Source organism: Halomonas sp. AOP5-B2-8, assembly GCF_052376475.1.
Taxonomy (GTDB): domain Bacteria; phylum Pseudomonadota; class Gammaproteobacteria; order Pseudomonadales; family Halomonadaceae; genus Vreelandella; species Vreelandella casei.
This window is the reverse complement of record NZ_JBQSVS010000001.1, coordinates 676,350-699,543: the sequence shown is the minus strand read 5'-3', so window position 1 is coordinate 699,543 and position 23,194 is coordinate 676,350. Positions and strand designations below refer to the sequence as shown.

Sequence of the window (23,194 nt, the reverse complement as noted above, 5' to 3'; positions counted from 1 at the left end):
GGCCTTGTCGTTAGATATGTACGACAAATTTCATCCTCCATTTCCGAACGCATAGGAAAAACGGCATATGGCACTATACGTACAGAAGTTCGGCGGCACCTCGGTGGGCTCTGTCGAGCGCATCAAGGCCGTGGCTGAAAAGGTCAAAGGTTTCCGTGATCAAGGCCACCAGGTGGTGGTCGTGGTTTCTGCCATGAGTGGCGAAACGAATCGACTAACGGACATGGCCCAGGCACTGAATGAAGAGCCCGCCCCGCGCGAGATGGACATGCTGCTGTCTACCGGCGAGCAGGTGACGATTTCACTACTCGCGATGGCGCTTCAGCAGATTGGCGTGCCAGCAACGTCGCATACCGGCGCGCAAGTGGGTATTTATACGGATAGCGCCTATACCAAGGCCCGTATTCAGCGCATTGAGACCGACGACCTAAAAGCGGACTTAGATGCCGGCCAGGTCGTTGTGGTTGCTGGTTTTCAAGGTGTTGATGAAAACGGCAATATTACCACTCTAGGGCGTGGTGGCTCCGATACCACTGGGGTTGCATTAGCCGCAGCGCTAGGTGCCGATGAGTGTCAAATTTACACCGATGTCGATGGGGTATACACCACCGACCCACGCGTATGCTCAAAGGCTCAGCGCTTAGAACGTATTACCGTTGAAGAAATGCTTGAGCTAGCCAGCCTGGGCTCAAAAATACTGCAGATTCGCGCAGTAGAGTTTGCCGGTAAGTACAACGTACCCCTGCGGGTGCTGTCGAGCTTTGAAGACGGCCCCGGTACCCTAATTGTTGCAGAAGCAGACAAAGACGAGGACGCAATGGAAGAACCCCTAATCTCCGGTATCGCCTTCACCAAAAATGAAGCCAAACTGACCCTGCTGAACACGCCTGATGTGCCCGGCGTAGCATCGCGTATTCTTGGTCCTATTGCCGATGCCAATATCGAAGTCGATATGATCGTGCAGAACGTGGCCCCCGCCGGTGACTATACCGATTTCACCTTTACGGTCGCGAAAGGTGACTACAAGGCTACCAAAAAGCTGCTCGAAGAGACGGTGATTCCTGATTTGGGAGGCGGTGAGCTGCGCGGCGATGATAATATCGCTAAAGTATCGCTCGTCGGTGTCGGTATGCGCTCCCATGCGGGCGTGGCATCGAAAATGTTCCGCGTTCTGGCCGATGAAAACGTCAATATTCGCATGGTCTCAACCTCCGAGATTAAAATTTCGGTAGTGATTGATGAGAAACATATGGAACTTGCCGTCAATGCGCTACACAAAGCGTTTGGCTTAGATAAAGCAGATGTCGAGTCTGAGTAACACTAATCTCTTAACTCTTCTACGCTAAAGAAGTACTTACTGCCGTGTGGTGGTGAGCTTTCTTTCAGCGGGAGATTTAAGGTATCAAGGAGCCGATGCTTTTTGTGGTAGGCAATACCGTGTAGCTATCGTGGTATTGCCTTCGGCTGATATGCCCCGCAGTAAAACGTCTGAAAAGGAGATCAGCCATGCTCATCCTAACTCGCCGTGTTGGCGAAACCCTGATGATCGGTGATGAAATGACCGTCACGGTGCTAGGTGTGAAAGGTAATCAAGTGCGTATCGGCGTTAATGCGCCGAAAGATGTATCGGTTCACCGTGAAGAGATTTATCAGCGCATTCAGCGTGAAAAGAATAGCGAAAACGAAGTGGAGTGACGCTTACGCCCGCACATCATTATGTGATGTTTTGAGCGTAAGGTAAGGCCAGCGCGAAAAAAAATCGGCCAAGGGCTGGACAGAAGTAACCTAAATCGGTAATATTCGCGCCGTGCCGTTAAGGAGAGGTGGCCGAGTGGCTGAAGGCGCTCCCCTGCTAAGGGAGTATAGGGTTTATAGCCCTATCGAGGGTTCGAATCCCTCCTTCTCCGCCAATGCACACTAAGTATGCGCCCGTAGCTCAGCTGGATAGAGTACCTGACTACGAATCAGGGGGTCGGAGGTTCGAATCCTCCCGGGCGCACCACTTTTTAGTTAGCAACATGCAGTAAAGATAAGTGCAGTTATTACGCGCCCGTAGCTCAGCTGGATAGAGTACCTGACTACGAATCAGGGGGTCGGAGGTTCGAATCCTCCCGGGCGCACCAGATTCTAAACCCGCTCTCTCTTGAGGGCGGGTTTTCTGTTTCAAGCCTGTTTGTAGCCTGGCCGGAAATGGCTCGCGCCCCGGTCTTGCGATCGTGTGTAGCGCCCACCGCTTTTGCGGCTGGGCGCTTTTTTTGGCCATTCGTTTTGTTTAAGCATCGATCACAAGGCTGTCGAGCAAATGGTCTAAGTCGGTGAGACGTTTAACGCGTTGAAAGTTCTGGTTAGCTTCGTTGCTGCCTTGACGCATTTGGGCAAGCCACTGCTTCACTAAAGAGACGACGACGCGGTCCGGCAGGTGCTGGCGCTGTAGGGCGGCATACTCTTGAAGTACGCTTGCGCGCATCGCCCAGCTGCTTTCAGGCAGCCGCTCACCGGTTGTCTGCCAATGGCGAATGCGCGGTGCAAGCCAGGGGTCTGCCAGCGCGCTGCGTCCAAGCATGACGTCATCACATCCCGAGAGCGTGCGCGCTTTCCAGTAATCTTCAAGCGTCCATATATCGCCGTTGGCGACCACCGGGATGCTGACATGTCGACGAATCTTGCCTATCCATTCCCAGTGCGCCGGTGGGCGGTAGCCTTCGTCACGGGTGCGTGCATGCACCACCAAATGCGCCGCACCGCCTGCTTCAGTCGCTTGCGCGCAGGCCACCGCTAAGCGCCGATTAGAGAAGCCTAGGCGAATTTTGGCAGTCACCGGGATCTCGCCGTCCAGCGCGTCAGCAACGGCTTTAACCGCTTGGTAGACACGTTCCGGTTGGCGTAACAGTGCAGCGCCACCGTCGTGTCGATTGACCAGCTTGGCGGGGCAGCCGAAATTAAGATCAACGCTCACTGCGCCTAAATGGAGCGCTTGGCGCGCGTTGGCTGCCAGAGCGCGAGGGTCAGAGCCGAGCAGCTGTAGATGTACCGGAATACCGCTTGGGGTTGCCACTGGCGGTTGAGCAAGCTCCGGGCAGTGCTTATAAAACACCCGCGGCGGCAAGCATGCATCAACCACGCGCACGAACTCCGTCACGGTCCAATCAAATCCTGCTTGACGGGTTAAGAGATCGCGGGTGAGCGCATCGATTACCCCCTCCATGGGGGCTAGGCCAATTCTTCCGTTATGTAGTAAATTAACAACCATGACTTCCACTATCGCGCCATTGCATTCTATTCTGGGTGTGGCAGGTTAGTGTATTCCCCTTACTGCGCCAAGCGCCTTTCATTGCAGTGGCGTAATCATATGTCTGTGAGCAGCATTTATAAACGAAGGAGAGCGTCTTATGCAGGATCAAGAGCTATTGCAGGACGGGCTAGCGTTGATGGCGCTCGGAATGGGGGTAGTGTTTGTTTTTCTTGCTATTTTAGTGGTCAGCGTCACGTTGATGTCAAAGCTGATTGACCGCTTTCAACCGGTGCCTGCCGCTGCGGATATGGGTAGAAAGTCACTAAGTTCTTCTGCATCTTCCTCGCCGGATGACGAGGTCATGGCCGTCATCAGTGCTGCAGTGCACCGTTATCGCTCCACACGACGTAGTTAACTTTCTAGTTTTTTTCATTAAAGCTACTTTTTGGCTATTTTTTTGTTATTTTTACTACAAACTTACAATTCTCAACTGTGAGCCAAGACCATGAACGAAACAAAACGCCCTCTAGGCATTACCGATGTCGTGCTGCGCGATGCCCATCAATCGCTGTTTGCAACGCGCATGCGTTTGGACGATATGCTGCCGATCGCTGAAAAGCTTGATCAGGTTGGCTACTGGTCGTTGGAAACATGGGGCGGTGCCACCTATGACGCCTGCATTCGTTACCTGGGCGAAGACCCGTGGGAGCGTATCCGTGCGTTAAAAGAGGCGATGCCGAATACTCCCCAGGCCATGTTATTGCGTGGGCAGAACTTGCTGGGCTACCGTCACTATGCGGATGATGTCGTCGATAAGTTTGTCGAGCGGGCGAGAACCAACGGTGTGGATGTTTTTCGTGTCTTCGATGCGATGAATGATCCGCGCAACCTTGAGCGTGCCATTCAGGCGGTGCGTAATGTCGAAGGCCATGCTCAGGGCACCATTTCTTATACCGTGAGCCCGGTACATACCCTGGATAGCTGGGTCGATCTCGCTAAAACCATTGCCGGTTTGGGTGCAGATTCATTGGCTATCAAGGATATGGCGGGGCTGCTTACGCCCTACACGGCGTTTGATCTTGTCACTCGGCTGAAGAAAGAGCTGTCGATCCCGATACACCTGCATTGCCATGCCACGACCGGCCTCTCAACCTCGACCATTCTAAAAGCAGTCGAGGCGGGCATTGATAACGTTGATACGTCTATCTCTTCGATGTCGATGACTTACGGCCATAGCCCTACCGAGTCGGTGGTCGCGATGCTAAAAGACACCGATCGCGATACCGGTTTAGATCTTGAACTGCTGGAAGACATTGCCGGTTATTTCCGCGAAGTACGTAAAAAATATGCCGCCTTTGAGGGCTCTCTACGGGGGATCGATTCGCGCATTCTGATTGCCCAGGTGCCGGGTGGCATGCTGACCAACATGGAAGCCCAGCTTAAAGAACAGGGCGCTGGAGACAAGCTCGACGACGTACTGAGCGAGATTCCACGTGTGCGTGAAGACCTGGGGTTTATTCCCTTGGTTACGCCAACCTCACAAATTGTCGGTACGCAGGCCGTCATGAACGTGATGATGGGTGAGCGCTACAAGTCTATTTCCAAAGAAGTGCAGGCACTGCTTAAAGGTGAGTACGGCGCGGCACCTGCGCCCTTTAACGCTGAGCTGCAAAAGCGCGTGTTAGAGGGCGGTGAGCCGATTACCTGCCGCCCGGCAGATAATCTTGCGCCTGAAATGGACAGGCTGGCTACGGAGCTCAAAGAGAAGGCCAGTGCGGACGGTATCCGGCTTGCAGAGGGTAAGCAGGCCACCGACGATGTGCTGACCTATGCGCTATTTCCGCAGATTGGTTTGAAGTTTTTGAAGAATCGCGACAATCCGAATGCTTTTGAACCCGTGCCTCAAGCGGCCCAAGCGAGCGCCAATAAAGAGTCTGCCCCGGTGGAAAGTAAGCCCTCAGCCGCGAACAGTGGCTCAGAAACCTATACCGTTAAGCTCAATGGCAAAGCCTACGTGGTGGAAGTCTCTGAAGGGGGCGAGCTAGGCGAGGTGCAGGAGCAAGCGGTAAGCGCAACGACCGCCGCTGCTCAGGTTTCACCTGCGCCTAGCGGGGAAAGCATCGATGCGCCGCTGGCAGGCAATATTTTCAAAGTGAATGTGCGTCCTGGCGATCAGGTCGCTGATGGTGATGTCGTCATTATCCTGGAAGCGATGAAAATGGAAACCGAAGTGCGTGCTAGCAGCGCAGGCACTGTGTCTAAGGTTAACGTCAGCGAAGGCGATAGCGTCGCCGTAGGCGATACGCTGATCGAACTCTAAGGGCGCTCGGTAATGGATAAATTAGTAACCTTATGGGAAGGCTCGGGGCTGTATAACCTTGAGCTTGGCCAGGCGGCAATGATCTTAGTGGGACTATTGCTGCTCTATCTGGCCATTTATAAGAAGTTTGAGCCGCTGCTGTTAGTGCCGATTGGCTTTGGTGGCATTCTTGCCAACATACCCGAAGCAGGGCTGGCGCTTTCAGCGTTAGATCAGGCCATTGACGTTGCTAAACCTGTGGTGCTGCAGCAGATAGCAGCAGCGCTAGGCGCAACGCTGGATCCTGTTAGCGGTCTTGAAACATGGCGAGAATCGCTGAAAGTGATCGCCCACGATGGCGTTGCGCCAGACCAGCTACGTGCCGCGCGAGACATTGCCACGAGCGTCGGCTACAGCGACGGTATGCTGTATAACTTCTATAAAGTGGCGATTGGCTCGGGTATTGCGCCGCTGATTATCTTTATGGGCGTGGGTGCCATGACCGATTTTGGCCCCTTGCTGGCCAATCCGCGCACGCTTTTTTTAGGTGCGGCCGCTCAGTTTGGTATTTTTGCCACGCTGTTTGGCGCCGTGGTGCTCACCTCCATGGGGGTGATGGATTTCTCGCTTAATCAGGCGGCCGCTATTGGTATTATCGGTGGCGCGGATGGCCCGACGTCTATCTACGTATCAAGCGTGCTAGCGCCGGAGCTGCTGGGTGCGATCGCCGTGGCAGCCTATGCATATATGGCATTGGTGCCCTTGATTCAGCCGCCGATCATGCGTCTTTTAACCACTCAAAAAGAGCGTCAAATCAAAATGACGCAGCTACGGGCGGTGTCTAGGCTGGAAAAAGTCATCTTCCCGCTGATGCTGTTGATCTTGGTTGCGCTGTTTTTACCCGATGCCGCACCGCTTCTGGGAATGTTTTGCTTTGGTAATCTGATGCGTGAATGTGGGGTGGTCGAACGCTTGTCGGATACCGCGCAAAATGCGCTGATCAATATCGTAACGATTATTCTAGGTTTGTCCGTGGGCTCTAAGCTCATGGCCGAGAGCTTTCTGGCATTTAAGACGCTGGGGATACTCGGGCTGGGTATTGTCGCCTTTGGTATTGGTACGGCTGCCGGGGTATTAATGGCCAAGCTCATGAACCTGGTGAGTAAAATGCCCATCAACCCGCTCATTGGCGCCGCCGGCGTTTCCGCTGTGCCTATGGCGGCCCGGGTGGCTAATAAAGTAGGGCTTGAAGCCAATCCGCATAATTTTTTATTGATGCACGCCATGGGGCCCAACGTGGCCGGGGTGATTGGATCAGCGGTAGCTGCCGGGATAATGATTAAATACCTGGGCTAATCAACCCACGCGTATCAAGGTGCGTCATCAGACCGTTTTTAGCGCAGAGTTGAAGCGCTAGCGATTAGAGCGCGGCATGCTGAAAATTTCAGCTGTCGCGTTTTTTATGGAGGGGCGGTATGAAACTCAATCGTGCTCTTTAAGCGATTTTCCAGCGGGGAAAAGTCGAGCGGGCAGTCGCGTGGCCAGCCAACGGCTAAGCGGACGCCGTTTCCATCGTAATCGGCTTGCTCAATAGGAACATCACGTTCTTCGCACCAGGCGCGAGCAATCGCTTCATGGGCAAAGCTCAGCCGTAGAGTGTAAATATCGCGTTCAATGACCTCGCAGGTGGGCAGTGTCTCAAGCGCATGGCTGACTGCCTGGGCGTAGGCGCGAGCTAATCCACCGGTACCTAGCTTTGTACCACCAAAATAACGAATGACGACACAGCCAATGTGGCCAAGTTGGCTGCCTTGCAGCACCTGATACATCGGCCTGCCGGCGGTGCCGCCAGGCTCACCATCGTCAGAAAAGCCAATGAAGTTCTGCTCGCCCGGTGGTCCTGCAATGTAGGCGGTGCAGTGATGGCTCGCATTGGGGTGTGCCGTTTTAGCGGCATTGAATAGAGTGCTGAACGCACCAATGTCAGGGGCGCAACATATCCAGGTTATAAATTGGCTCTTTTCTACGTCAATGTCAGCCGTATGCCATATTGATGCAGGCAGTTTGGGAACCCGGTAACGCATTAATGCTCCGTAATAGCAGACTTGCTCACATGAGGTTCAACACCCATCACCATACCAAGCACCTGAATATCCCGATTATGCAAAAAAAGCGCTGGCTGAAGCGCATCTTCTGGCCATAGCTGTACGCCAGAACGGCTTATGGAGAGCTGCTTCAGCGCTATTTTCTGCTGATTGATTTCGGCAACGGCGGTTTCTGTTTGGGTATCGTGCTGGTAGCGCCGAATAATAATGACATCGCCATCGAATAAGTTGCAATCGCGCATCGCATTGCCGCGTACTTTAAGTGCATAGGTATTGTGCCGCGTAACGTTAGACGTCAATGCATAAGGGCGCGGTAGTGGTTGCCTATGAGTGAGCGTAGCGGTAGATGCTGCCATTGATATCGTCATTTGGGGATCTCCATTGCTACGCCGGCTGGTTAGGCTTCGTTCATGCGTAGTGAACTTGAAAATAGCGACCTTAAACATTGACTGCAGGCAATCGCTTTAGCGGTGCAGGCGACGCTGAATCGCACAAAACATGTCTTTCCATACAGTGGTTTTAGTATAGGCCTGTTTTTGCATACAGTGCTAGTGGTAATTCGTCTTATTGATCATTGGAGTCCGTTGTCCACTGGTTGATGGCCGGTTGTGCAAGTGGCGAGAAAGGAGCTTTCCGTGTAGAGTTCGATGCGAAATCAATGTGCCTGGAGTGACGCTTGAGCCTGCATCTACAAGCCCGAGGACTTGGCTGTGAACGTGATGACCGCTGGCTATTTAAAGGGCTGGATCTGGATATTCATAGCGGTGAAGTCGTGCGTATTGAAGGGCCTAATGGCTGCGGCAAGACAACGCTGCTCAAGATCCTCTCTGGGCAGCTCAGCGACTATCAGGGCGCGCTTTTCTGGAATGGCACGGTAATGAGCAAGGCTCGTGACCACTTTCTTGCTAACCTGCTTTATTTGGGGCATGCCCCCGGCATAAAGTTGGGGCTTTCGCCGCTAGAAAATTTAGCGTGGTATCAGGCGCTGAGCGGTGAAAAAGACGACGAGGAACAGCGCTTGAATGCGCTTGAAAGCACCGGGCTGGCAGGTTTTGAAGAAGTGCCTACCGGGCAGCTGTCGGCGGGTCAGCAGCGGCGAGTGGCATTGGCGCGGTTAACGCTGACGCCGCGAGCCCTGTGGGTATTGGATGAGCCCTTTACCGCGATTGATCGTAACGGCATTGCTGATCTTGAAAGACAGCTTGTTGCGCATGCAAAGGCAGGTGGCTGCGTACTCGTCACCACACACCACGATCTGCCCGCCTCGCCGCTGCTGAGGCAGGTAGCGCTGGGGTAGAAGGAGACCGCGTTGCATAGCACGTCCAATGGCTCTTCAGAAAGTCCTTCAAGCCGCCCGCTGAGCTACGCTTCCAGCAGCGCTTCACAGCCTTCAGCGCCTAGCTGTTTGGATAGTTCGGCGATCGGCCCAGTAGCGCCATTGCTCGACCATAAGGGCGGGCTAATGATTGCGGTAAAAGCCACGCTGCTGCGTGATTTAACGCTATTGCTTCGCCGTCGCGGTGACATTCTTAATCCTTTAGTGTTCTTTGCGCTCGTGATTACCTTGTTTCCAATGGCTATTTCGCCCGACCCTGCGCTGTTGGCAATTATTGCACCGGGCTTGCTCTGGGTGGCGGCGCTATTAGCCGCGCTGCTGTCACTCGATAGCCTGTTTCGCAGCGACTATGACGACGGTAGTCTTGAGCAGCTGTTGCTGGCCCCGCACTCGTTGGCCGCGCTAAGCCTAGCAAAAGTGGCCGTTCACTGGCTGCTAACTGGCTTGCCCTTAGCGCTGATAGCGCCGCTATTAGGCGTTATGCTGTCGTTGCCCACCGGCAGCTACGCCGTGCTAGCGCTGTCGCTTGCGCTGGGGTCGGCCAGCCTGAGTTTGATTGGCGCGATTGGCGCCGCGTTAACCGTCGGCCTGGCGCGCGGCGGCGTGCTGCTCTCGCTGCTGGTGCTGCCGCTGACGATCCCGGTATTGATTTTTGGGGTGGGCGCGGTGCAGGCGTCTATTGTCGGTAGCGGTGTTGCCGCACATTTAGCTATTTTGGGCGCGCTGCTTGCCGCCTCGCTTATGCTGGCGCCGTGGGCGATTGCCGCATCGCTGCGCATTAGTATTAACGGTTGAGGATAGAACACGCTATGTGGGCCTTTATACATAAGCTGGGATCGCCTCGGTGGTTCTATGGCATGAGTGCCAAGATGCAGCCGTGGTTTTGGGCTGCAGCGGTGCTGCTGTTGGTCGTTGGTTCACTATGGGGGCTGGCATTTGCGCCTGCGGATTATCAGCAGGGCAACAGCTTTCGGATTATTTATGTACACGTGCCGGCTGCTTTTTTAGCCCAATCTATTTTTATCGCTATGGCCGTGTCGGGCCTGGTGTTTATGGTTTGGAAAATTAAAGTGGCCGACATGGCGGCGACAGTGATGGCGCCGTTCGGGGCGGTGATGACCTTTGTGGCGCTGTTTTCCGGTGCTGTGTGGGGCGTGCCTACCTGGGGTACCTGGTGGATGTGGGATGCGCGGCTCACCTCTATGCTGATTTTGCTGTTTCTGTATATCGGGGTCATCGCCTTACGCAGCGCGTTTACCCGGCGCGATAGCGGGTCCCGTGCAGCCTCGGTGCTGACGATGGTGGGTGTCATCAATATTCCCATCATTAAGTATTCGGTTGATTGGTGGTATACCCTGCACCAGACGGCTTCATTTACGTTAACCTCGCGCCCGACCATGCCTACACAAATGTGGCTGCCGTTGGTCATTATGCTGTTGGGTTTTTACTGCTTCTTTATTGCGATAACGCTAATGCGCACGCGTAGCGAGATTCTACGGCGAGAAGCCAGTAAACGCTGGGTGCAAGAGTTGCTGACAGACCCGATGTTGAGCACTGCAACGAAGAAGGCGCGCTAATGGCATTTACTTCCTTTTCTGACTTTCTCGCCATGGGTGGCCATGCACCTTACGTTTGGTCTGCTTGGGGTGTCACGGCGCTGCTGCTGCTCGCCAGTGCTTGGCATGCGCGCCTTGAACAGCGTCAATTGCTTAGGGTCTTGAGACGGCGCGCCAGGCGCTCGAAAGGAGTACGTCATGACGCCTAAACGAAAACAGAAGCTGTGGGTTATCCTAGGCTTGGTGTCGCTGGCGGCGATCGCCGTGGGGCTAACGCTGTACGCGCTGCGCGCTAATATTAATCTGTTTTTTAGTCCGGTACAGATCGCCCAAGGTGATGCCCCCATGGCGCGACAAATTCGTGCCGGTGGGATGGTCAAAGAAGGTTCGGTGGCCCGCGATCCTGACAGCCTGGACGTCGAATTTACCGTTACGGACTATGTCGATGATCTTCAGGTCGTTTACAGCGGAATTTTGCCCGACCTTTTTCGTGAAGGCCAAGGCGTGGTAGTGGTGGGTGAGCTTCAGGCCGACGGCCATTTGTACGCCGATAAAGTCCTCGCTCGCCATGATGAAAATTACATGCCGCCGGAAGTGGCCCAGGCGTTGAAAGAGGCGGGTTATTCGCCTGCCGACTATCAGACCAGTGCCGCCGACAAGTAATGGTGCGATTGCGCCTGCTTGCCAACCAGCCAGTGCCAATTCGGAGTGCACATGTTCATCACAATGATTCCTGAAATTGGCCACTTTGCGCTGATTATTGCGCTGCTCATGGCGGTGGTGCAGGCAGTGATGCCGCTTGCCGGCGCGGCGACGCGGCGGCCTCTATGGATGGCCTACGGCCAATCGATGGCGGCGGGGCAGTTTTTGTTTGTCGCCATTGCCTACGGCTGTTTAACCGCAAGCTATATGCTCGACGATTTTAGCGTGGCGAACGTGGCCAATAACGCCAACTCGCTGCTGCCCTGGTATTACAAATTCAGTGCGGTATGGGGCAATCATGAAGGCTCGGTGCTGATGTGGAGCTTGATGCTGGCAGGCTGGGGGTTTGCCGCGAGTAGGTTCACCGGTAGCCTGCCGCGGGATATGGTCGCCCGAGTGATGGGCGTAATGGGCATGGTTTGCGGTGGGTTTTTATTGTTTATTCTGATCACCTCTAATCCCTTCGAACGATTGCTGCCCAATATGCCGCCCGATGGCGCTGATCTGAATCCGCTGCTGCAGGACATTGGGCTTATCGTTCATCCGCCAATGCTTTATATGGGCTATGTGGGCTTTTCTGTGGTGTTCGCCTTTGCCATCGCGGCGCTGCTGGGCGGTCGACTAGATGCGGCCTGGGCTCGCTGGGCGCGGCCTTGGACCAATGTAGCGTGGGCATTTTTGACCGTAGGAATCGCGCTGGGCAGCTGGTGGGCTTATTACGAGCTTGGTTGGGGTGGCTGGTGGTTTTGGGACCCCGTTGAAAATGCCTCACTGCTGCCTTGGCTAACCGGTACCGCGCTGGTCCATTCGCTGGCGGTGACCGAGAAACGCGGCTCCTTTAAAAGCTGGACTGTGCTGCTGGCGATTGCGACCTTTTCGCTGTCGCTGATGGGGACTTTTCTAGTGCGCTCCGGCGTATTAACCTCCGTGCACGCTTTCGCCAACGACCCCGACCGTGGGCTCTTTATTTTGATTCTGTTAGCCATTACGGTAACGCTGTCACTGCTGCTGTTCGCTCTGCGCGCACCGCGTGTGAGCCATAGCATCGGCTTCAACTGGCTCTCCCGAGATGCGCTGCTGCTGATCAATAACGTGTTTCTCGTCATTATGACCGTGACTGTTTTACTCGGCACCGTTTACCCGTTGATTCTAGATTCTCTCAACCTTGGAAAAATCAGCGTGGGGCCGCCTTACTTTAACGCGCTGTTTGTGCCATTAACCGTGATGATGTGTGTGTTTATGGGCCTTGGCTCGGCCGCCCGTTGGAAAGGTATGGCGGCTAAAGACCTTATCCGTAAGCTTTGGTGGGCGGGCGCTGCGGCGCTGATCATTGGGGCAGTAATGCCGCTGCTATATCGCGGCGAGTGGAATCTTTTGGTCTCTCTAGGCATTGTCTCTGCGCTGTGGGTTGTGCTGCCGATACTGCGCGATATTGTTGATAAAACCCGTCATGCCCGCTCGTTTTCTGCGGGGTTACGCAAGCTTTCACTGTCCTACTGGGGCATGGTGCTGGGCCACGTGGGCGTAGCTGTCACCATTGTTGGTGTGACCGTTGTTTCTAACTACAACATTGAACGCAACGTGCGCATGTCGCCAGGCACCACGGTAGAAGTAGCGGGCTATCAGTTCACCATGAGCGAACTGACCGAGCGTCGCGGTGCTAACTTTTTGGCCGATACTGCGATAATTCAGGTGCAGCGCGGCGAGTCAGGGCGCCGCTTCACTATGCGCCCTGAAAAGCGTCTTTATCTAGCGACGGGTATGCCGATGACCCAGGTCGCCCTGCGGCCGGGGCTATTTCGCGACCTATACGTGGCAATGGGCGAAGACCTGGGCGACGGTAGCTGGGCAATGCGTGTTCAGTACAAGCCGTTTGTGCGCTGGCTCTGGCTGGGCGCCTTATTGATGGCCTTTGGCGGAGTGCTTGCAGTGCTCGATAAGCGCTATCGCCGTGTCGCCATAGCGCGTGATATACCCGCTTCGACCGCCCAGCGCTATGCTGCGCAGAAGGTCACACTATGAAGCGACGGTTACTGCTATTACTGCTGCCGCTGTGTTTTTTAGGCTTAGCCCTGTTCTTTTACAAAGGTCTGTCGCTGGACCCTTCGCAGCGCGATTCAGCGCTCATGGAGCGGCCGTTCCCAAGCTTTGAGGCAGTCACGCTGCGCGATGAACATCAGCGCGTTGACCAAACGCTGCTGGAAGGCGAGGTGACGTTGGTGAACGTCTGGGGCGAGTGGTGCCCCGCGTGCAAGCAAGAGATGCCGCAGCTTTTAGAGTTGGCGGATCACGATGTTCGTATGATGGGCGTCAACTATCGTGATATCCGCGAGAAGGGCTTAGCGTTTCTCAACGAATTTGGCGACCCGTTTGAGGCCAATATTTTTGATCCCCAGGGCGAGCTAGGCTTTGATCTTGGCGTTTACGGTGCGCCGGAAACGTTTATTGTCGATGCCAACGGTGTGATTCGCTATCACCACAAAGGCTATATATCACCGGATGACGTGCGCGAGCGGATTCTTCCGGAGGTGGAAAAATGGCGTTAATGCGTGCCGTTGCAGCAATGCTGATAATGATCGTCGCCTCTAGTGCGGCGGCGGGTGGAATTGAGCTGCGTCAATTTGATGACCCGGTGATGCAGGCGCGTTATCACGATTTAACCGCCGCCATGCGCTGCCCGCTGTGTGAAAACCAGGCCATCGGTGACTCTAACGCGCCGATTGCCGCAGACATGCGCGATCGCGTTTACCAGCTGCTGCAAGAAGGCCGGTCGGATATCGAAATTGTTGATTATATGGTGCAGCGGTTTGGTGAGTATATTCTGTACAATCCGCGCTTAGAGAACCGCACGTATCTGCTTTGGGGGTTGCCCATTGCGCTGGTAATGCTGGGAGCGCTGGTGGTTTTACTGATGATCCGCGCCCGCCGTAATGCCTCTTCCAAAGCGCTAAGTGCGGAAGAGCGCCAGCGTGTTGAAGCGCTGATTAACCGTAAGAGGCCTTCATGACGCTGCTTTGGATTGCGATTGCCGTTTTATTGCTACCTGCGCTATGGCTGTTAGTATCGCCGCTCAGGAATGCGCGTGCACTGCATGAGCAGCAGCGCCAGTTTGAAGCCAACGACGTCTCCGACGAACAGAATGTCGCTATTTTCAAGCGTCGTCTTGCCTCGCTAGAAGCTGCACATGAGCGTGGCGACATTGATGTCGAACGCTTTGAAGAAGACCGTTTGGAGCTAGAGCGTAGCCTGCTGGAAGACACTGCCGTGCGCGAGCAGCGCCCGCTTAAACCTGCCCACGCCGGGCGTTTAGCGGTGCCGCTGATAATGGTAGCGGTGGTGGCGGTTAGCGTGGTGTGGTATCAGCAAAAGGGCGCTGAAGGCGATCTAATACTTCTGGCGGTGCGGCAAGCCGTGCAGCAAGACCCGGAAGGGTCGCTTGATATGTATATTGAGCGTATGCAATTGCAGGCGGAACGCCAGCCGAACAACCCCAATGTGTGGGGCACGCTGTTTCCGCTTTATCGCGAAACGGGGCAGATGCCTCAGGCCGTTGGTGCCTTGGAGCGCCTGATTGAGATTGAAGGGCGTCTTCCACCGCTGCTGGCTCAGCTCGCACAGATTCGTTTTTTTATGGCCGGGCGAGAGCTTACCGATGAGGTACAGGCGCTGGTCGATGAAACGCTGGCCAAAGACCCGAATGAGCCCACCGTGCTAGGGGTGTTGGGTCTGCACGCCTTTGATAATGGCGATTACGAACAAGCGATTGACCGCTGGCGCCGCGCGGTCGCTAATAGTGCCGATACGGATACCGCCGCCTCGCTGCGAGAGGCTATTCGCATCGCCCAAGAGCGCATGAGTGCGGCTTTCGAAGGGCCTGAAGAAAACGTCGACGAAGTAGTGAACAGCCATGCACTTAAATAGCCGTTTGTTGAGCAGCCCTGTTTTGAATAACCAAGGCGTGGCCTCGCTATGCGCTTAACCTCCATACGCTTAGTCGGCTTTAAGTCCTTTGTCGACCCTGTGACGGTGCCTTTTGATGGCAATATGACCGCCATCGTAGGGCCCAACGGCTGTGGAAAATCCAATATTATTGACGCCGTGCGCTGGGTGATGGGCGAGTCTTCGGCGAAAACGCTGCGCGGCGAATCCATGGCCGACGTTATTTTTAACGGCTCGACCGGCCGTAAACCTATCAGCCAAGCATCCATCGAGCTCAAATTTGATAATCGCGACGGCGGCATGGGCGGTATCTATGCCCAGTATGCTGAAATTGTCGTTAGACGACTCGTAACCCGCGATGGTCAGTCCAACTATTTCTTCAACGGCCAAAAGTGCCGGCGTCGGGATATCGCCGATCTGTTTATGGGCACCGGCCTGGGGCCGCGATCCTATGCGATTATCGGCCAGGGCATGATTTCGCGCCTGATTGAAGCTCGCCCCGATGATCTACGTTCGACGCTAGAAGAAGCCGCGGGCATCTCCAAGTACAAAGAGCGCCGCCGGGAAACCGAAAACCGCATGCGGCGAACCCAGGAGAATTTGGAACGTCTTAACGATATTCGCGAAGAGCTGGATAAACAGTTAGATCGGCTTAAGCGCCAGGCTGAAGCCGCCAAGCGTTATCAAGAGTTGAAACAGCTGGAGTATCGTCTCAAAGGTGAGCTTGCGCTATTACGCGGCCGAACTCTGCGCGTCGAACAGTCACATCAAGAAAATCGCGTTCGCGAGCTGGAAATCGCCGTTGAAAAAGATGTCTTTGGCGTTCGCCAATGCGAAACACGGCTGGAACAAGCCCGCGAGCAACATGACGAGCTATCTGAGGTACTCGATCGTCATCAGCAGCAGTTCTTTGAAACTACCACGCGCATTGCTCGGCTGGAGCAAGACCAGGCCCACCGCCGCAGCCGTGAAGCGCAGCTGGCCAGCGATATCGCCACCGCCCGCGGTGAGTTAGACGAGCAGCGGCGCGTTAGCGAAGGTGATCAGATTCGCTTAGCCGCGATTGATGAACGCTTTGACGATTTGCAGCCTGAACACGACGCATTGGAAGAGCAGCTTGAGCGCCTGGAGCAATCGCTGGCCGATGCCTCTCCAGCGCTGGAAGCGGTCGAGCAGCAGTGGGCCGACGCTGAAACGCGCTGGCGCGATGCCAGCCGCGATGCTGAGCGAAGCCAGGATCAACTGCGGGATCTTGAGCAACGGATCCAGCGCTTGCAGGCTGAAAACCAGCGCCGCCGTCAGCAGCGCAGCGAGGTGGCTGATCTCACCGAGCTGCGCGATGAGCACGCTTTGTGCCACGCGCAGCTAGCGGATGCTCAGCAGCAGGCCGACGACTTTCACGCCGGGCGCGACCAGTGGCAGCAGCGCTACAGCGATGCTAAAGCAGCGTATCAACAGGCCTCCCAGTCACGGGATCAACAGCGTGCTGCACTAAGCCAGCGACAGGGGGAACTTGCATCCCTTCAAGCGCTGATGGATGCGGCCCTGGCGGATCATGACCCTGATATTGGGGCTCGTCTGGAAGCGCTGGGTCTCGAACAGGCGCCTCAACTGGGCGAGGTGCTTCAAGTGACACCCGGTTGGGAAGCGCTTACTTCTTGGCTTCTAGCGCCGTGGCTTAATGCTCGCCTGGTCACTAGCCATCAGCTCGCCGCCTTGCCTGATGCGCTGGCCACCGACTGGTGTTTGATTGATCAAGCGTCGCCAGCACCATCAACCGCGGGCCAACGGCTGGATAGCCTGGTAAAAGGCGCGGGAGCACTGAGCGAATGGTTAGCAAGTGTTCACTACACGGAAACGGCTGCCGAGGCGCAGCAGCAGGTAGCGCACCTAGCCCCTGGCGAAAGCGTGGTGAGCCGCGACGGCGTTTGGCTGGGCCGTGGCTGGCTGCATCAACAGGCCAACGGCGAGGGTATTGATGGGTTGCTGCTTATCCGTCGACGCTACGCCGAGCTCAATGAGCGTCGTGAGAGCGAAGAAGAAGCGCTAGCGCTGGCCGAAGAGCAGTGTGAAGCCGCCAGTGAGACCATTGAGTCGCTAGATCAGGCCCGTGATCAGCAGGCTGAGCAGGAGCGCAATCACGCCGCTAGCTTGCAGCAGCTAGCGGTAAAAGAGCGTAGCCTCGCTCAGCGCCTTGAGCATTTAGCTGGCCGCGCGACGGAGCTAGATGCAGAGCTTACCCAGTTGCAAGAGGATGAGGCGGAGTTAGTACTTACCTTAGATGAGCAGCGCGCACGCTGGAACGAGGCGATGGCGCAGCTGGAAAGCACCGCAGAAGGGCGCGAGCAGGCCTCGGAACAGCGCCGCTTTTTGCGTGAACAGCGTGACCAGCTGACCCAGCAGCATTCGCCGCTTAAAGCACAGCAGCAGGCGCTGGCGCTTGAGCGCGAACGCTTAAATGCCGAGCGCGCTAGCCTGCGCTCGCAGCAGTCCCGCTCAAGCGACTCTGAAGAACGGCTATCGCTGCGCATTGCCGAGTTGGAAGAGTCTCGGGAAATGCTGATTGAGCCCGATGAGTTGGCAGGCGAAGAGCTTGAAGAGCTGCTACAGCAGCGTGAGCAGCAGGAAGGGCGCTTAAACGCGACTCGCCAGCAGGCTCAAGCGCTGGCAGAACAGCTGCGAAATGATGAGCTTGCCCGCCAGCAGCATGAGCGCAATCTAGAACAGAGCCGCGAGCAGCTACAGCAGCGGCGCATGGACGTGCAGGCGCTGGCATTGAAAGCCGCCACTCAAGATGAGCAGTTGGCAGAATTAGGCCATAACGCTGAAACGCTTGCCGAACAGCTGCCTCAGGAGGCCACTGAAACGAGTTGGCAAGAGCGTCTGGAAAGTACCACCGATAAGATACGCCGCTTAGGGGCAATCAACCTTGCCGCGATTGAAGAGTATGATCAGCAGGCTGAACGACGTAATTATTTAGAGGCGCAGCACGCTGAACTTACCGAGGCGCTGGAAACGTTAGAGAGAGCGATTAAGCGCATTGATCAAGAAACGCGCATACGCTTTCGGGAAACCTTTGATCAGGTTAATGCCGGGCTGCAAGTTTTGTTTCCGCGTGTGTTTGGCGGCGGTGCGGCATGGTTAACGCTGACGGGCGATGATTTGTTGGAAACGGGGGTGGCGATTATGGCCCGCCCTCCGGGCAAGAAGAACAGCACTATTCATCTGCTATCAGGCGGAGAAAAAGCGCTGACGGCATTGTCGCTGGTGTTTGCGATCTTCCAGCTTAATCCCGCGCCTTTTTGTATGCTAGATGAAGTGGATGCTCCGCTGGATGACGCTAACGTTGGGCGTTACGCCAAGCTGGTGAAAGAAATGTCTGAGAACGTTCAGTTTATTTACATCACCCACAACAAAATTGCCATGGAAGCCGCCGAGCGCTTGATGGGGGTGACCATGCAAGAGCCCGGCGTATCGAGACTAGTCTCGGTAGGTATTGAAGAGGCGGCCGCACTGGTTGATTAAGCGCCTTCGCGCTTAGCCCTCACCCTTAGCCCTCACCTAGTTCGCGCATGACCGCGTAGAGTTTGGACTTCGCTTCAAAGCCTACACCTGGGATATCCGGCAGGCCGACATAGCCATTCTCAACTTGAATGCCGTCAGCGAAACCACCAAAAGGTTGGAAAACATCCGGATACGACTCGTTGCCACCTAAATGCAGGCCGGCCGCAATGTTCAATGACATCTGGTGGCCGCCATGGGGAACGACGCGGCGCGATGACCAGCCCAGGTCTTCCATTACCTTCAGCGTACGCATGTATTCAACTAAGCCGTAAGAGAGTGCGCAGTCAAACTGAACAAAGTCGCGGTCAGGGCGCATGCCGCCATGGCGTAACAAGTTGCGTGCATCTTGATGCGAGAACAGGTTTTCGCCGGTCGCCATAGGCAGGTCGTAATGATTAGCAAGCTCTGCCTGAAGAGCGTAATCAAGCGGATCGCCAGCTTCTTCATACCAAAATAGATTATAAGGCTTTAGCGCTTCGGCATAGGCGATAGCGGTGGCTTGGTCAAAGCGGCCGTTAGCGTCAACGGCGACGCGGCTGCCATCACCCACAACCTTAATTACGGCCTCAACGCGGCGTAAATCTTCTTCAAGCGGTGCTGCGCCAATCTTCATTTTGACTACGTTATAACCGCGGTCTAAATAGCTGCGCATTTCATCTTGTAGTTTGCTGTGGTCTTTACCGGGATAGTAATAACCGCCCGCTGCATACACCCACACTTTATCGTCGGCAACGCCGTTACGGTAACGTTCGGCCAACAGCTTATAGAGTGGTTTGCCTTCGATTTTAGCCACGGCGTCCCAAACGGCCATGTCGATTGTGCCTACCGCAACGGAACGCTCGCCGTGGCCGCCGGGCTTTTCGTTGGTCATTAAGGCTTTCCAGATAGCAAACGGATCAAGGTTGTTATTCTCTTGATCGATAAGGCTTTCTGGGTCCGCTTCGCTAATGCGATCCAAAAAACGGTCGCGCATCAGCGCTCCCTGTCCATAGCGTCCATTCGAGTTAAACCCGTAGCCAATCACCGGCTTACCGTCACGTACTACGTCGGTCACTACGGCGACCACGGAGCACGTCATTTTAGAAAAGTCGATATAAGCGTTGGCGATGGGTGACGCAATGGAAACAGTTTTTTCGCGGATTTCAACGATGCGCATAAGGCATTCCTCTATCGATTTAGTGCTTAACAATAACCGTGGTAATTCAAGCCAACCAATGCTATTACTGGGCAACCCCATGCTGAAATGGCATTGCCTATGGAGCTTGTTTGGCTTGAAGATTTTATCGCCCTAGCGGAGCACGGTAGTTTCGTGCGTGCTGCAGACGCTCGTCATATTACCCAGCCAGCGTTTAGCCGCAGGATACGTTCACTTGAGCAGTGGATGGGGGTGAGCCTGTTCGTGCGAACGCCGCAAGGCACCACGCTGACAGAAGCCGGGCGGCATATTTTAACCGACGCGTCTGAAGCCACGAGCCGCCTTTATCGGCTGCGCACCGAGGCGCAGGAAGTGGCTGGGCATATGGCCAAAACGCTTCCTTTTGCCGCGACGCACTCGCTTTCGTTTACGTTTTTCCCGCGCTGGATTCGCCAGGTGGATAACGGCGCTCCGATTGAGGCCATTCGTCTTCATTCCGATAGCATGGCAGGGTGTGAAAAGTTACTGGTGCATGGGGAGGTGCCTTTTTTGCTCTGCCACCGACATCCTGCCGTGCCTTCACCCTTGGCCCCGGGGCTGTTTATTAGCAAGCAGGTGGGGGAAGACACCCTGATTGCGTTGATGAGTCGACACGTAAGTCAAGAAATTCCCTCTCATCAGCTGCCTTATTTGGCTTACACCGAAGCATCGGGCCTAGGCCGTATTGTGGCCCATCGTTTATATGGCAAAGCCGCGGTTTTGGCCGTTAAACCACAGTTTAGTAGCCACTTAGCCGCGGTGTTAATGTCCATGGCGCTGGAGGGAAAGGGGGTGGCGTGGTTGCCAAAAAGCCTTGCAGAGCAAGAGATTAGCGATGGTCGCTTAGTCCGTGCGCTGGACGAAAGATGGGATATTACTTTACAAATACATCTTACCCGCCCCGTTGGCCCCTTAAGTGCGGCGGCTGAAGTATTTTGGAATAAGCTGTAATTTTAAACAGCGGTTTGTTAATCATAGGCTCATAAACATTAACTTAGATGTGTAAAAAAATGTCCTAAAGTGTTCAACTTAACTATATTACCTCTATTAAAGTTGATCTTGGGGCCCTTAAGGAGCTTAAAGATAGAGGCTGAAGCTTGAAGTGATAAGCATGTTTAATGAGGAAGTGGTAGTGCGATTTCCTAAGATTAATTCATCCTTTCTTGCTTCTACGGGTTCTATATAAAGCGGCTTAAAAAGCCTTGATCAAATGCTCGTTGCACTTTTGTTTGAAGTTAAGGTCTATTTTTTTGCTTTTAACCGTGCCAATGCTTTGCTAATGTGCAAAAATTGTGCGAAATAGAGTAAAAAGTGGCCCTTTTCATAGTATTCGCGCTATGCTTGGTGGTATTAATGGCAAGTATTTATTTAATCGCCGTTACCTTTATTTAGGCATGAATTTTTAGACACAGTGCCTTAGCAACCGGCAAGATGACCATGGAACGTTCGACATGGAACTAAGAGAGTGGCTAATTATTTTAGGGCTGGCGTTGGTATCGCTCATCGTTATAGATGGTGTGCGAAGACTTCAACGACAGCGTCGTGTACCTCGCCTTGATCAGGCAGAGAAGGATCTTTCAGCTAGTCAGCTAGAAGACCCTGATGATGCTGCTAAAGCAGCCGAGATCAATTGGGAGCTTCCTAACGGTGGCGCCCGAGTTGTTAAGCCTGCAGATTATAGCGGATTAGGAAGTAAGCCAAAGTTAGAACGTCAAGAGCATCCTGGTGCCTCACGAGTACTTGCTGAGTTTAGGCGCTCAGCCACGGCTAAGGTCGCTAAGCGTAAAGCCGAGAAAGCCGAGAAAGCAGAAGCGCTAGCGGTTGCTAAAGCATCGCCCGCAGCACCTCAGGTCAATACGCCGACGGCTAGTCATCGAGTCAACATTGCTGATACAGCGCCTGAACATGAGCGCCGCGAGCCCAGTGTTTCTTTTACAGCGCCGCAGACTGCACAACCAGCGACGGCTTCTATTGCCGAAACGCCATCGGTTACTGAAACATCATCTACTGCTCAGGTACCGGCAACAGAATCGGTTGTTTCAGAACCCATCGCGCCAGAAGTAGTGACGACGCCTGCTGAGCCTATGACTGCTGAGACTCCTACTACAAGTGCGGGTATAAGCGCGAGTGAACCAGTCGAAGCTCCGGTGCAGTCCGAGCGCGAGAACGTGCTACGTGCCGAGCCGGAAGATGCCGCGTTTGCAAAACACGCTTTTAGCGACGCTGCACCAAAGCGTCGTAAGCTGCGCTCTGATACCGTGGGCGAGCAGGAAGAGTTAGACGATGATCAGGTAGACGAATATCGTCTTGTTGATTTTGAAGGTATGGGCCGATCGTTTAAACGTCGTCTCATTGAGCGTCGTTTAGACCGCCAGCGTAAAAAAGCTGAGAAAGCCATTCGCGATAAAGCGTTGGCAAAACAGAAGGCCGAGCGCAAGGTGTTAGAAGCTGAACAGCGTCGTGAGGCTAAAGAGGCCGCTGATGCTGAGCGTGCTCGACTAGCTCAAGAACAGGCGCAGGCACGCGAAGTCGCTGCCAACGCCGCGGCAGCTGATCGACTGGCAGCACAGCAGCGTATCGCTGAAGAAGAGGCGCGTCACGAATCGGAAAGCTCCTTCGCTTATGAAGAAAGTTATGACCACGCAGATGAGCGCGACGAGTACGCCAGCGACGAGTCTTTTGATGAACGGGCCGCTAGTGAGCGAGAGTCCAATCAGAGAGTGCGCGTTCATCCCACGTTAGAAAAAGCCTTACGTCATGACGTCAATGGCGAGCACGCGAAAGAAACGCTTTCCAGCGCTGAAGAAGTAGTGGTTATCAGCGTACTGTCGCGTGATCCCGACGGCTTTGATGGCAGTAAATTGCTTGAACTCATGATGGTGTGTGGTTTGCGCTACAGCAGTGGTATGGGTATTTTCCACCGCTTTGAGACTGAAAGCGAAGACAGCGAGCTACAGTTCTCGATGGTTAACGTTGTTAAGCCGGGCACTTTCCCCATTCAAGAAATGGGTGAGTTCATGACCCCCGGCGTAACGCTGCTGATGCCGCTGCCCGGCGCTGTCGACAGCTCCGCTGCGTTTGAGGCGATGGTCGAGACGGCCATGGTGCTGGTTCGTCATATGGGCGGTGAGCTGAAAGATGAAAATCGCAGCGTTATGACCGCACAAACGATTGAATTCGCCCGCCAGCGTGTGCGTGAATTTGAACGCCGACACCGACTGCATCGCCATATGCAAGCACGTTAATTCGCGCTAGCTGTCTAACACCCGCCTTCTTTCAGAGGGCGG

Annotated in this window: 20 protein-coding genes, 3 tRNA genes and 1 pseudogene; 20 read left to right on the top strand and 4 right to left on the bottom strand. The window is 54.7% G+C overall.

The features are described from left to right. The first annotated feature begins 67 nt into the window (after window positions 1-67). The 5 genes from ACT3RP_RS03135 to ACT3RP_RS03115 all read left to right on the top strand — a co-directional run bounded on the left by ACT3RP_RS03135 (window position 68) and on the right by ACT3RP_RS03115 (window position 2,123). The gene (locus tag ACT3RP_RS03135) at window positions 68-1,318 is read left to right on the top strand and encodes an aspartate kinase (RefSeq protein ID WP_096281983.1); all 1,251 of its coding nucleotides are present in this window, start codon (window positions 68-70) and stop codon (window positions 1,316-1,318) included. 188 nt (window positions 1,319-1,506) lie between these two features. Beyond that, complete coding sequence (csrA, locus tag ACT3RP_RS03130) at window positions 1,507-1,695, top strand: carbon storage regulator CsrA (RefSeq protein WP_096281982.1); 189 nt, start codon at window positions 1,507-1,509, stop codon at window positions 1,693-1,695. Between the two features lie 122 nt (window positions 1,696-1,817). After that, window positions 1,818-1,910: transfer RNA gene (locus ACT3RP_RS03125), tRNA-Ser, on the top strand. A gap of 15 nt (window positions 1,911-1,925) precedes the next feature. After that, window positions 1,926-2,002 (top strand) — tRNA-Arg (locus ACT3RP_RS03120). A 44-nt stretch (window positions 2,003-2,046) separates the two neighbouring features. Next, window positions 2,047-2,123 (top strand) — tRNA-Arg (locus ACT3RP_RS03115). 149 nt (window positions 2,124-2,272) lie between these two features. Here the strand turns inward: ACT3RP_RS03115 and ACT3RP_RS03110 are convergent. Continuing rightward, the gene (locus tag ACT3RP_RS03110) at window positions 2,273-3,250 is read right to left on the bottom strand and encodes a tRNA dihydrouridine synthase (RefSeq protein ID WP_483393357.1); all 978 of its coding nucleotides are present in this window, start codon (window positions 3,248-3,250) and stop codon (window positions 2,273-2,275) included. Window positions 3,251-3,389: 139 nt separating this feature from the next. On the opposite strand from ACT3RP_RS03110, the gene ACT3RP_RS03105 reads away from it, so the two are divergent. The 3 genes from ACT3RP_RS03105 to ACT3RP_RS03095 all read left to right on the top strand — a co-directional run bounded on the left by ACT3RP_RS03105 (window position 3,390) and on the right by ACT3RP_RS03095 (window position 6,887). After that, window positions 3,390-3,647 carry an OadG family protein gene (locus ACT3RP_RS03105; RefSeq protein WP_096281981.1) on the top strand — a complete coding sequence of 86 codons (258 nt, stop codon included), beginning with the start codon at window positions 3,390-3,392 and terminating at the stop codon, window positions 3,645-3,647. A gap of 90 nt (window positions 3,648-3,737) precedes the next feature. Continuing rightward, window positions 3,738-5,552 carry a sodium-extruding oxaloacetate decarboxylase subunit alpha gene (gene oadA, locus ACT3RP_RS03100; protein ID WP_483393212.1) on the top strand — a complete coding sequence of 605 codons (1,815 nt, stop codon included), beginning with the start codon at window positions 3,738-3,740 and terminating at the stop codon, window positions 5,550-5,552. A gap of 12 nt (window positions 5,553-5,564) precedes the next feature. Further along, a complete protein-coding gene (locus tag ACT3RP_RS03095; RefSeq protein WP_483393211.1) occupies window positions 5,565-6,887 on the top strand; it encodes a sodium ion-translocating decarboxylase subunit beta in 1,323 nt (440 codons plus the stop codon). A 104-nt stretch (window positions 6,888-6,991) separates the two neighbouring features. Here the strand turns inward: ACT3RP_RS03095 and ACT3RP_RS03090 are convergent, their stop codons facing one another. Continuing rightward, window positions 6,992-7,615 (bottom strand): IMPACT family protein, encoded by a 624-nt coding sequence (locus ACT3RP_RS03090; protein ID WP_483393210.1) that lies wholly within the window; start codon window positions 7,613-7,615, stop codon window positions 6,992-6,994. Beyond that, complete coding sequence (locus tag ACT3RP_RS03085; RefSeq protein WP_225734309.1) at window positions 7,615-8,004, bottom strand: LexA family protein; 390 nt, start codon at window positions 8,002-8,004, stop codon at window positions 7,615-7,617. The genes ACT3RP_RS03090 and ACT3RP_RS03085 overlap by 1 nt, the downstream gene beginning before the upstream one ends. 308 nt (window positions 8,005-8,312) lie before the next feature. Here ACT3RP_RS03085 and ccmA point away from each other — a divergent pair, with 308 nt between their 5' ends. The 10 genes and pseudogenes from ccmA (at window position 8,313) to smc (ending at window position 18,694) form a co-directional block, all read left to right on the top strand. Next, window positions 8,313-8,933: a cytochrome c biogenesis heme-transporting ATPase CcmA gene (gene ccmA / locus ACT3RP_RS03080; protein ID WP_441684403.1), complete on the top strand. Its 621-nt coding sequence runs from the start codon at window positions 8,313-8,315 to the stop codon at window positions 8,931-8,933. A 165-nt stretch (window positions 8,934-9,098) separates the two neighbouring features. Then, the gene (ccmB, locus tag ACT3RP_RS03075) at window positions 9,099-9,767 is read left to right on the top strand and encodes a heme exporter protein CcmB (protein ID WP_226938559.1); all 669 of its coding nucleotides are present in this window, start codon (window positions 9,099-9,101) and stop codon (window positions 9,765-9,767) included. A gap of 14 nt (window positions 9,768-9,781) precedes the next feature. Beyond that, window positions 9,782-10,549, top strand: a complete 768-nt coding sequence (locus ACT3RP_RS03070) for a heme ABC transporter permease (protein ID WP_096281976.1) — start codon at window positions 9,782-9,784, stop codon at window positions 10,547-10,549. Next, the gene (ccmD, locus tag ACT3RP_RS03065; RefSeq protein ID WP_096281975.1) at window positions 10,549-10,737 is read left to right on the top strand and encodes a heme exporter protein CcmD; all 189 of its coding nucleotides are present in this window, start codon (window positions 10,549-10,551) and stop codon (window positions 10,735-10,737) included. The genes ACT3RP_RS03070 and ccmD overlap by 1 nt, the downstream gene beginning before the upstream one ends. After that, on the top strand, window positions 10,727-11,191 hold the full coding sequence (ccmE, locus tag ACT3RP_RS03060) for a cytochrome c maturation protein CcmE (protein WP_096281974.1): 465 nt from the start codon (window positions 10,727-10,729) through the stop codon (window positions 11,189-11,191). Before ccmD ends, ccmE begins: the two co-directional genes overlap by 11 nt. A 51-nt stretch (window positions 11,192-11,242) precedes the next feature. Beyond that, the gene (locus tag ACT3RP_RS03055; RefSeq protein WP_444672073.1) at window positions 11,243-13,252 is read left to right on the top strand and encodes a heme lyase CcmF/NrfE family subunit; all 2,010 of its coding nucleotides are present in this window, start codon (window positions 11,243-11,245) and stop codon (window positions 13,250-13,252) included. After that, window positions 13,249-13,776: a DsbE family thiol:disulfide interchange protein gene (locus ACT3RP_RS03050; protein ID WP_096281972.1), complete on the top strand. Its 528-nt coding sequence runs from the start codon at window positions 13,249-13,251 to the stop codon at window positions 13,774-13,776. The genes ACT3RP_RS03055 and ACT3RP_RS03050 overlap by 4 nt, the downstream gene beginning before the upstream one ends. Further along, window positions 13,767-14,237 (top strand): cytochrome c-type biogenesis protein, encoded by a 471-nt coding sequence (locus ACT3RP_RS03045; RefSeq protein WP_096281971.1) that lies wholly within the window; start codon window positions 13,767-13,769, stop codon window positions 14,235-14,237. Before ACT3RP_RS03050 ends, ACT3RP_RS03045 begins: the two co-directional genes overlap by 10 nt. After that, a pseudogene (gene ccmI / locus ACT3RP_RS03040) lies at window positions 14,234-15,148 on the top strand (c-type cytochrome biogenesis protein CcmI); the annotation flags it as partial. The gene ACT3RP_RS03045 and the pseudogene ccmI, both read left to right, overlap by 4 nt. Window positions 15,149-15,199: 51 nt before the next feature. Then, the gene (smc, locus tag ACT3RP_RS03035) at window positions 15,200-18,694 is read left to right on the top strand and encodes a chromosome segregation protein SMC (protein WP_483393209.1); all 3,495 of its coding nucleotides are present in this window, start codon (window positions 15,200-15,202) and stop codon (window positions 18,692-18,694) included. Between the two features lie 25 nt (window positions 18,695-18,719). On the opposite strand, the gene ACT3RP_RS03030 is transcribed toward smc, so the two are convergent. Beyond that, window positions 18,720-19,889 carry a mandelate racemase/muconate lactonizing enzyme family protein gene (locus tag ACT3RP_RS03030; protein ID WP_193062741.1) on the bottom strand — a complete coding sequence of 390 codons (1,170 nt, stop codon included), beginning with the start codon at window positions 19,887-19,889 and terminating at the stop codon, window positions 18,720-18,722. A gap of 99 nt (window positions 19,890-19,988) precedes the next feature. Here ACT3RP_RS03030 and ACT3RP_RS03025 point away from each other — a divergent pair, with 99 nt between their 5' ends. Together ACT3RP_RS03025 and ACT3RP_RS03020 are read left to right on the top strand one after the other, a co-directional pair. After that, window positions 19,989-20,858, top strand: a complete 870-nt coding sequence (locus ACT3RP_RS03025) for a LysR family transcriptional regulator (protein WP_441686623.1) — start codon at window positions 19,989-19,991, stop codon at window positions 20,856-20,858. A gap of 500 nt (window positions 20,859-21,358) precedes the next feature. Next, window positions 21,359-23,152: a cell division protein ZipA gene (locus ACT3RP_RS03020; RefSeq protein ID WP_444624484.1), complete on the top strand. Its 1,794-nt coding sequence runs from the start codon at window positions 21,359-21,361 to the stop codon at window positions 23,150-23,152. The last annotated feature ends 42 nt before the right edge of the window (window positions 23,153-23,194 follow it).

Excerpts from the sequence above, each read along its gene's own strand:
- ACT3RP_RS03135 (WP_096281983.1), top strand. The coding sequence starts at position 68 with ATGGCACTATACGTACAGAAGTTCGGCGGCACCTCGGTGGGCTCTGTC.
- ACT3RP_RS03085 (WP_225734309.1), bottom strand. The coding sequence starts at position 8,004 with ATGACGATATCAATGGCAGCATCTACCGCTACGCTCACTCATAGGCAA.
- ACT3RP_RS03105 (WP_096281981.1), top strand. The coding sequence starts at position 3,390 with ATGCAGGATCAAGAGCTATTGCAGGACGGGCTAGCGTTGATGGCGCTC.
- ACT3RP_RS03030 (WP_193062741.1), bottom strand. The coding sequence starts at position 19,889 with ATGCGCATCGTTGAAATCCGCGAAAAAACTGTTTCCATTGCGTCACCC.
- smc (WP_483393209.1), top strand. The coding sequence starts at position 15,200 with ATGCGCTTAACCTCCATACGCTTAGTCGGCTTTAAGTCCTTTGTCGAC.
- ACT3RP_RS03020 (WP_444624484.1), top strand. The coding sequence starts at position 21,359 with ATGGAACTAAGAGAGTGGCTAATTATTTTAGGGCTGGCGTTGGTATCG.
- ACT3RP_RS03045 (WP_096281971.1), top strand. The coding sequence starts at position 13,767 with ATGGCGTTAATGCGTGCCGTTGCAGCAATGCTGATAATGATCGTCGCC.
- ccmB (WP_226938559.1), top strand. The coding sequence starts at position 9,099 with ATGATTGCGGTAAAAGCCACGCTGCTGCGTGATTTAACGCTATTGCTT.
- ACT3RP_RS03050 (WP_096281972.1), top strand. The coding sequence starts at position 13,249 with ATGAAGCGACGGTTACTGCTATTACTGCTGCCGCTGTGTTTTTTAGGC.
- ACT3RP_RS03055 (WP_444672073.1), top strand. The coding sequence starts at position 11,243 with ATGTTCATCACAATGATTCCTGAAATTGGCCACTTTGCGCTGATTATT.
- ccmD (WP_096281975.1), top strand. The coding sequence starts at position 10,549 with ATGGCATTTACTTCCTTTTCTGACTTTCTCGCCATGGGTGGCCATGCA.
- ACT3RP_RS03110 (WP_483393357.1), bottom strand. The coding sequence starts at position 3,250 with ATGGTTGTTAATTTACTACATAACGGAAGAATTGGCCTAGCCCCCATG.
- ccmE (WP_096281974.1), top strand. The coding sequence starts at position 10,727 with ATGACGCCTAAACGAAAACAGAAGCTGTGGGTTATCCTAGGCTTGGTG.
- ACT3RP_RS03090 (WP_483393210.1), bottom strand. The coding sequence starts at position 7,615 with ATGCGTTACCGGGTTCCCAAACTGCCTGCATCAATATGGCATACGGCT.
- ACT3RP_RS03070 (WP_096281976.1), top strand. The coding sequence starts at position 9,782 with ATGTGGGCCTTTATACATAAGCTGGGATCGCCTCGGTGGTTCTATGGC.
- ACT3RP_RS03095 (WP_483393211.1), top strand. The coding sequence starts at position 5,565 with ATGGATAAATTAGTAACCTTATGGGAAGGCTCGGGGCTGTATAACCTT.
- csrA (WP_096281982.1), top strand. The coding sequence starts at position 1,507 with ATGCTCATCCTAACTCGCCGTGTTGGCGAAACCCTGATGATCGGTGAT.
- oadA (WP_483393212.1), top strand. The coding sequence starts at position 3,738 with ATGAACGAAACAAAACGCCCTCTAGGCATTACCGATGTCGTGCTGCGC.
- ACT3RP_RS03025 (WP_441686623.1), top strand. The coding sequence starts at position 19,989 with ATGGAGCTTGTTTGGCTTGAAGATTTTATCGCCCTAGCGGAGCACGGT.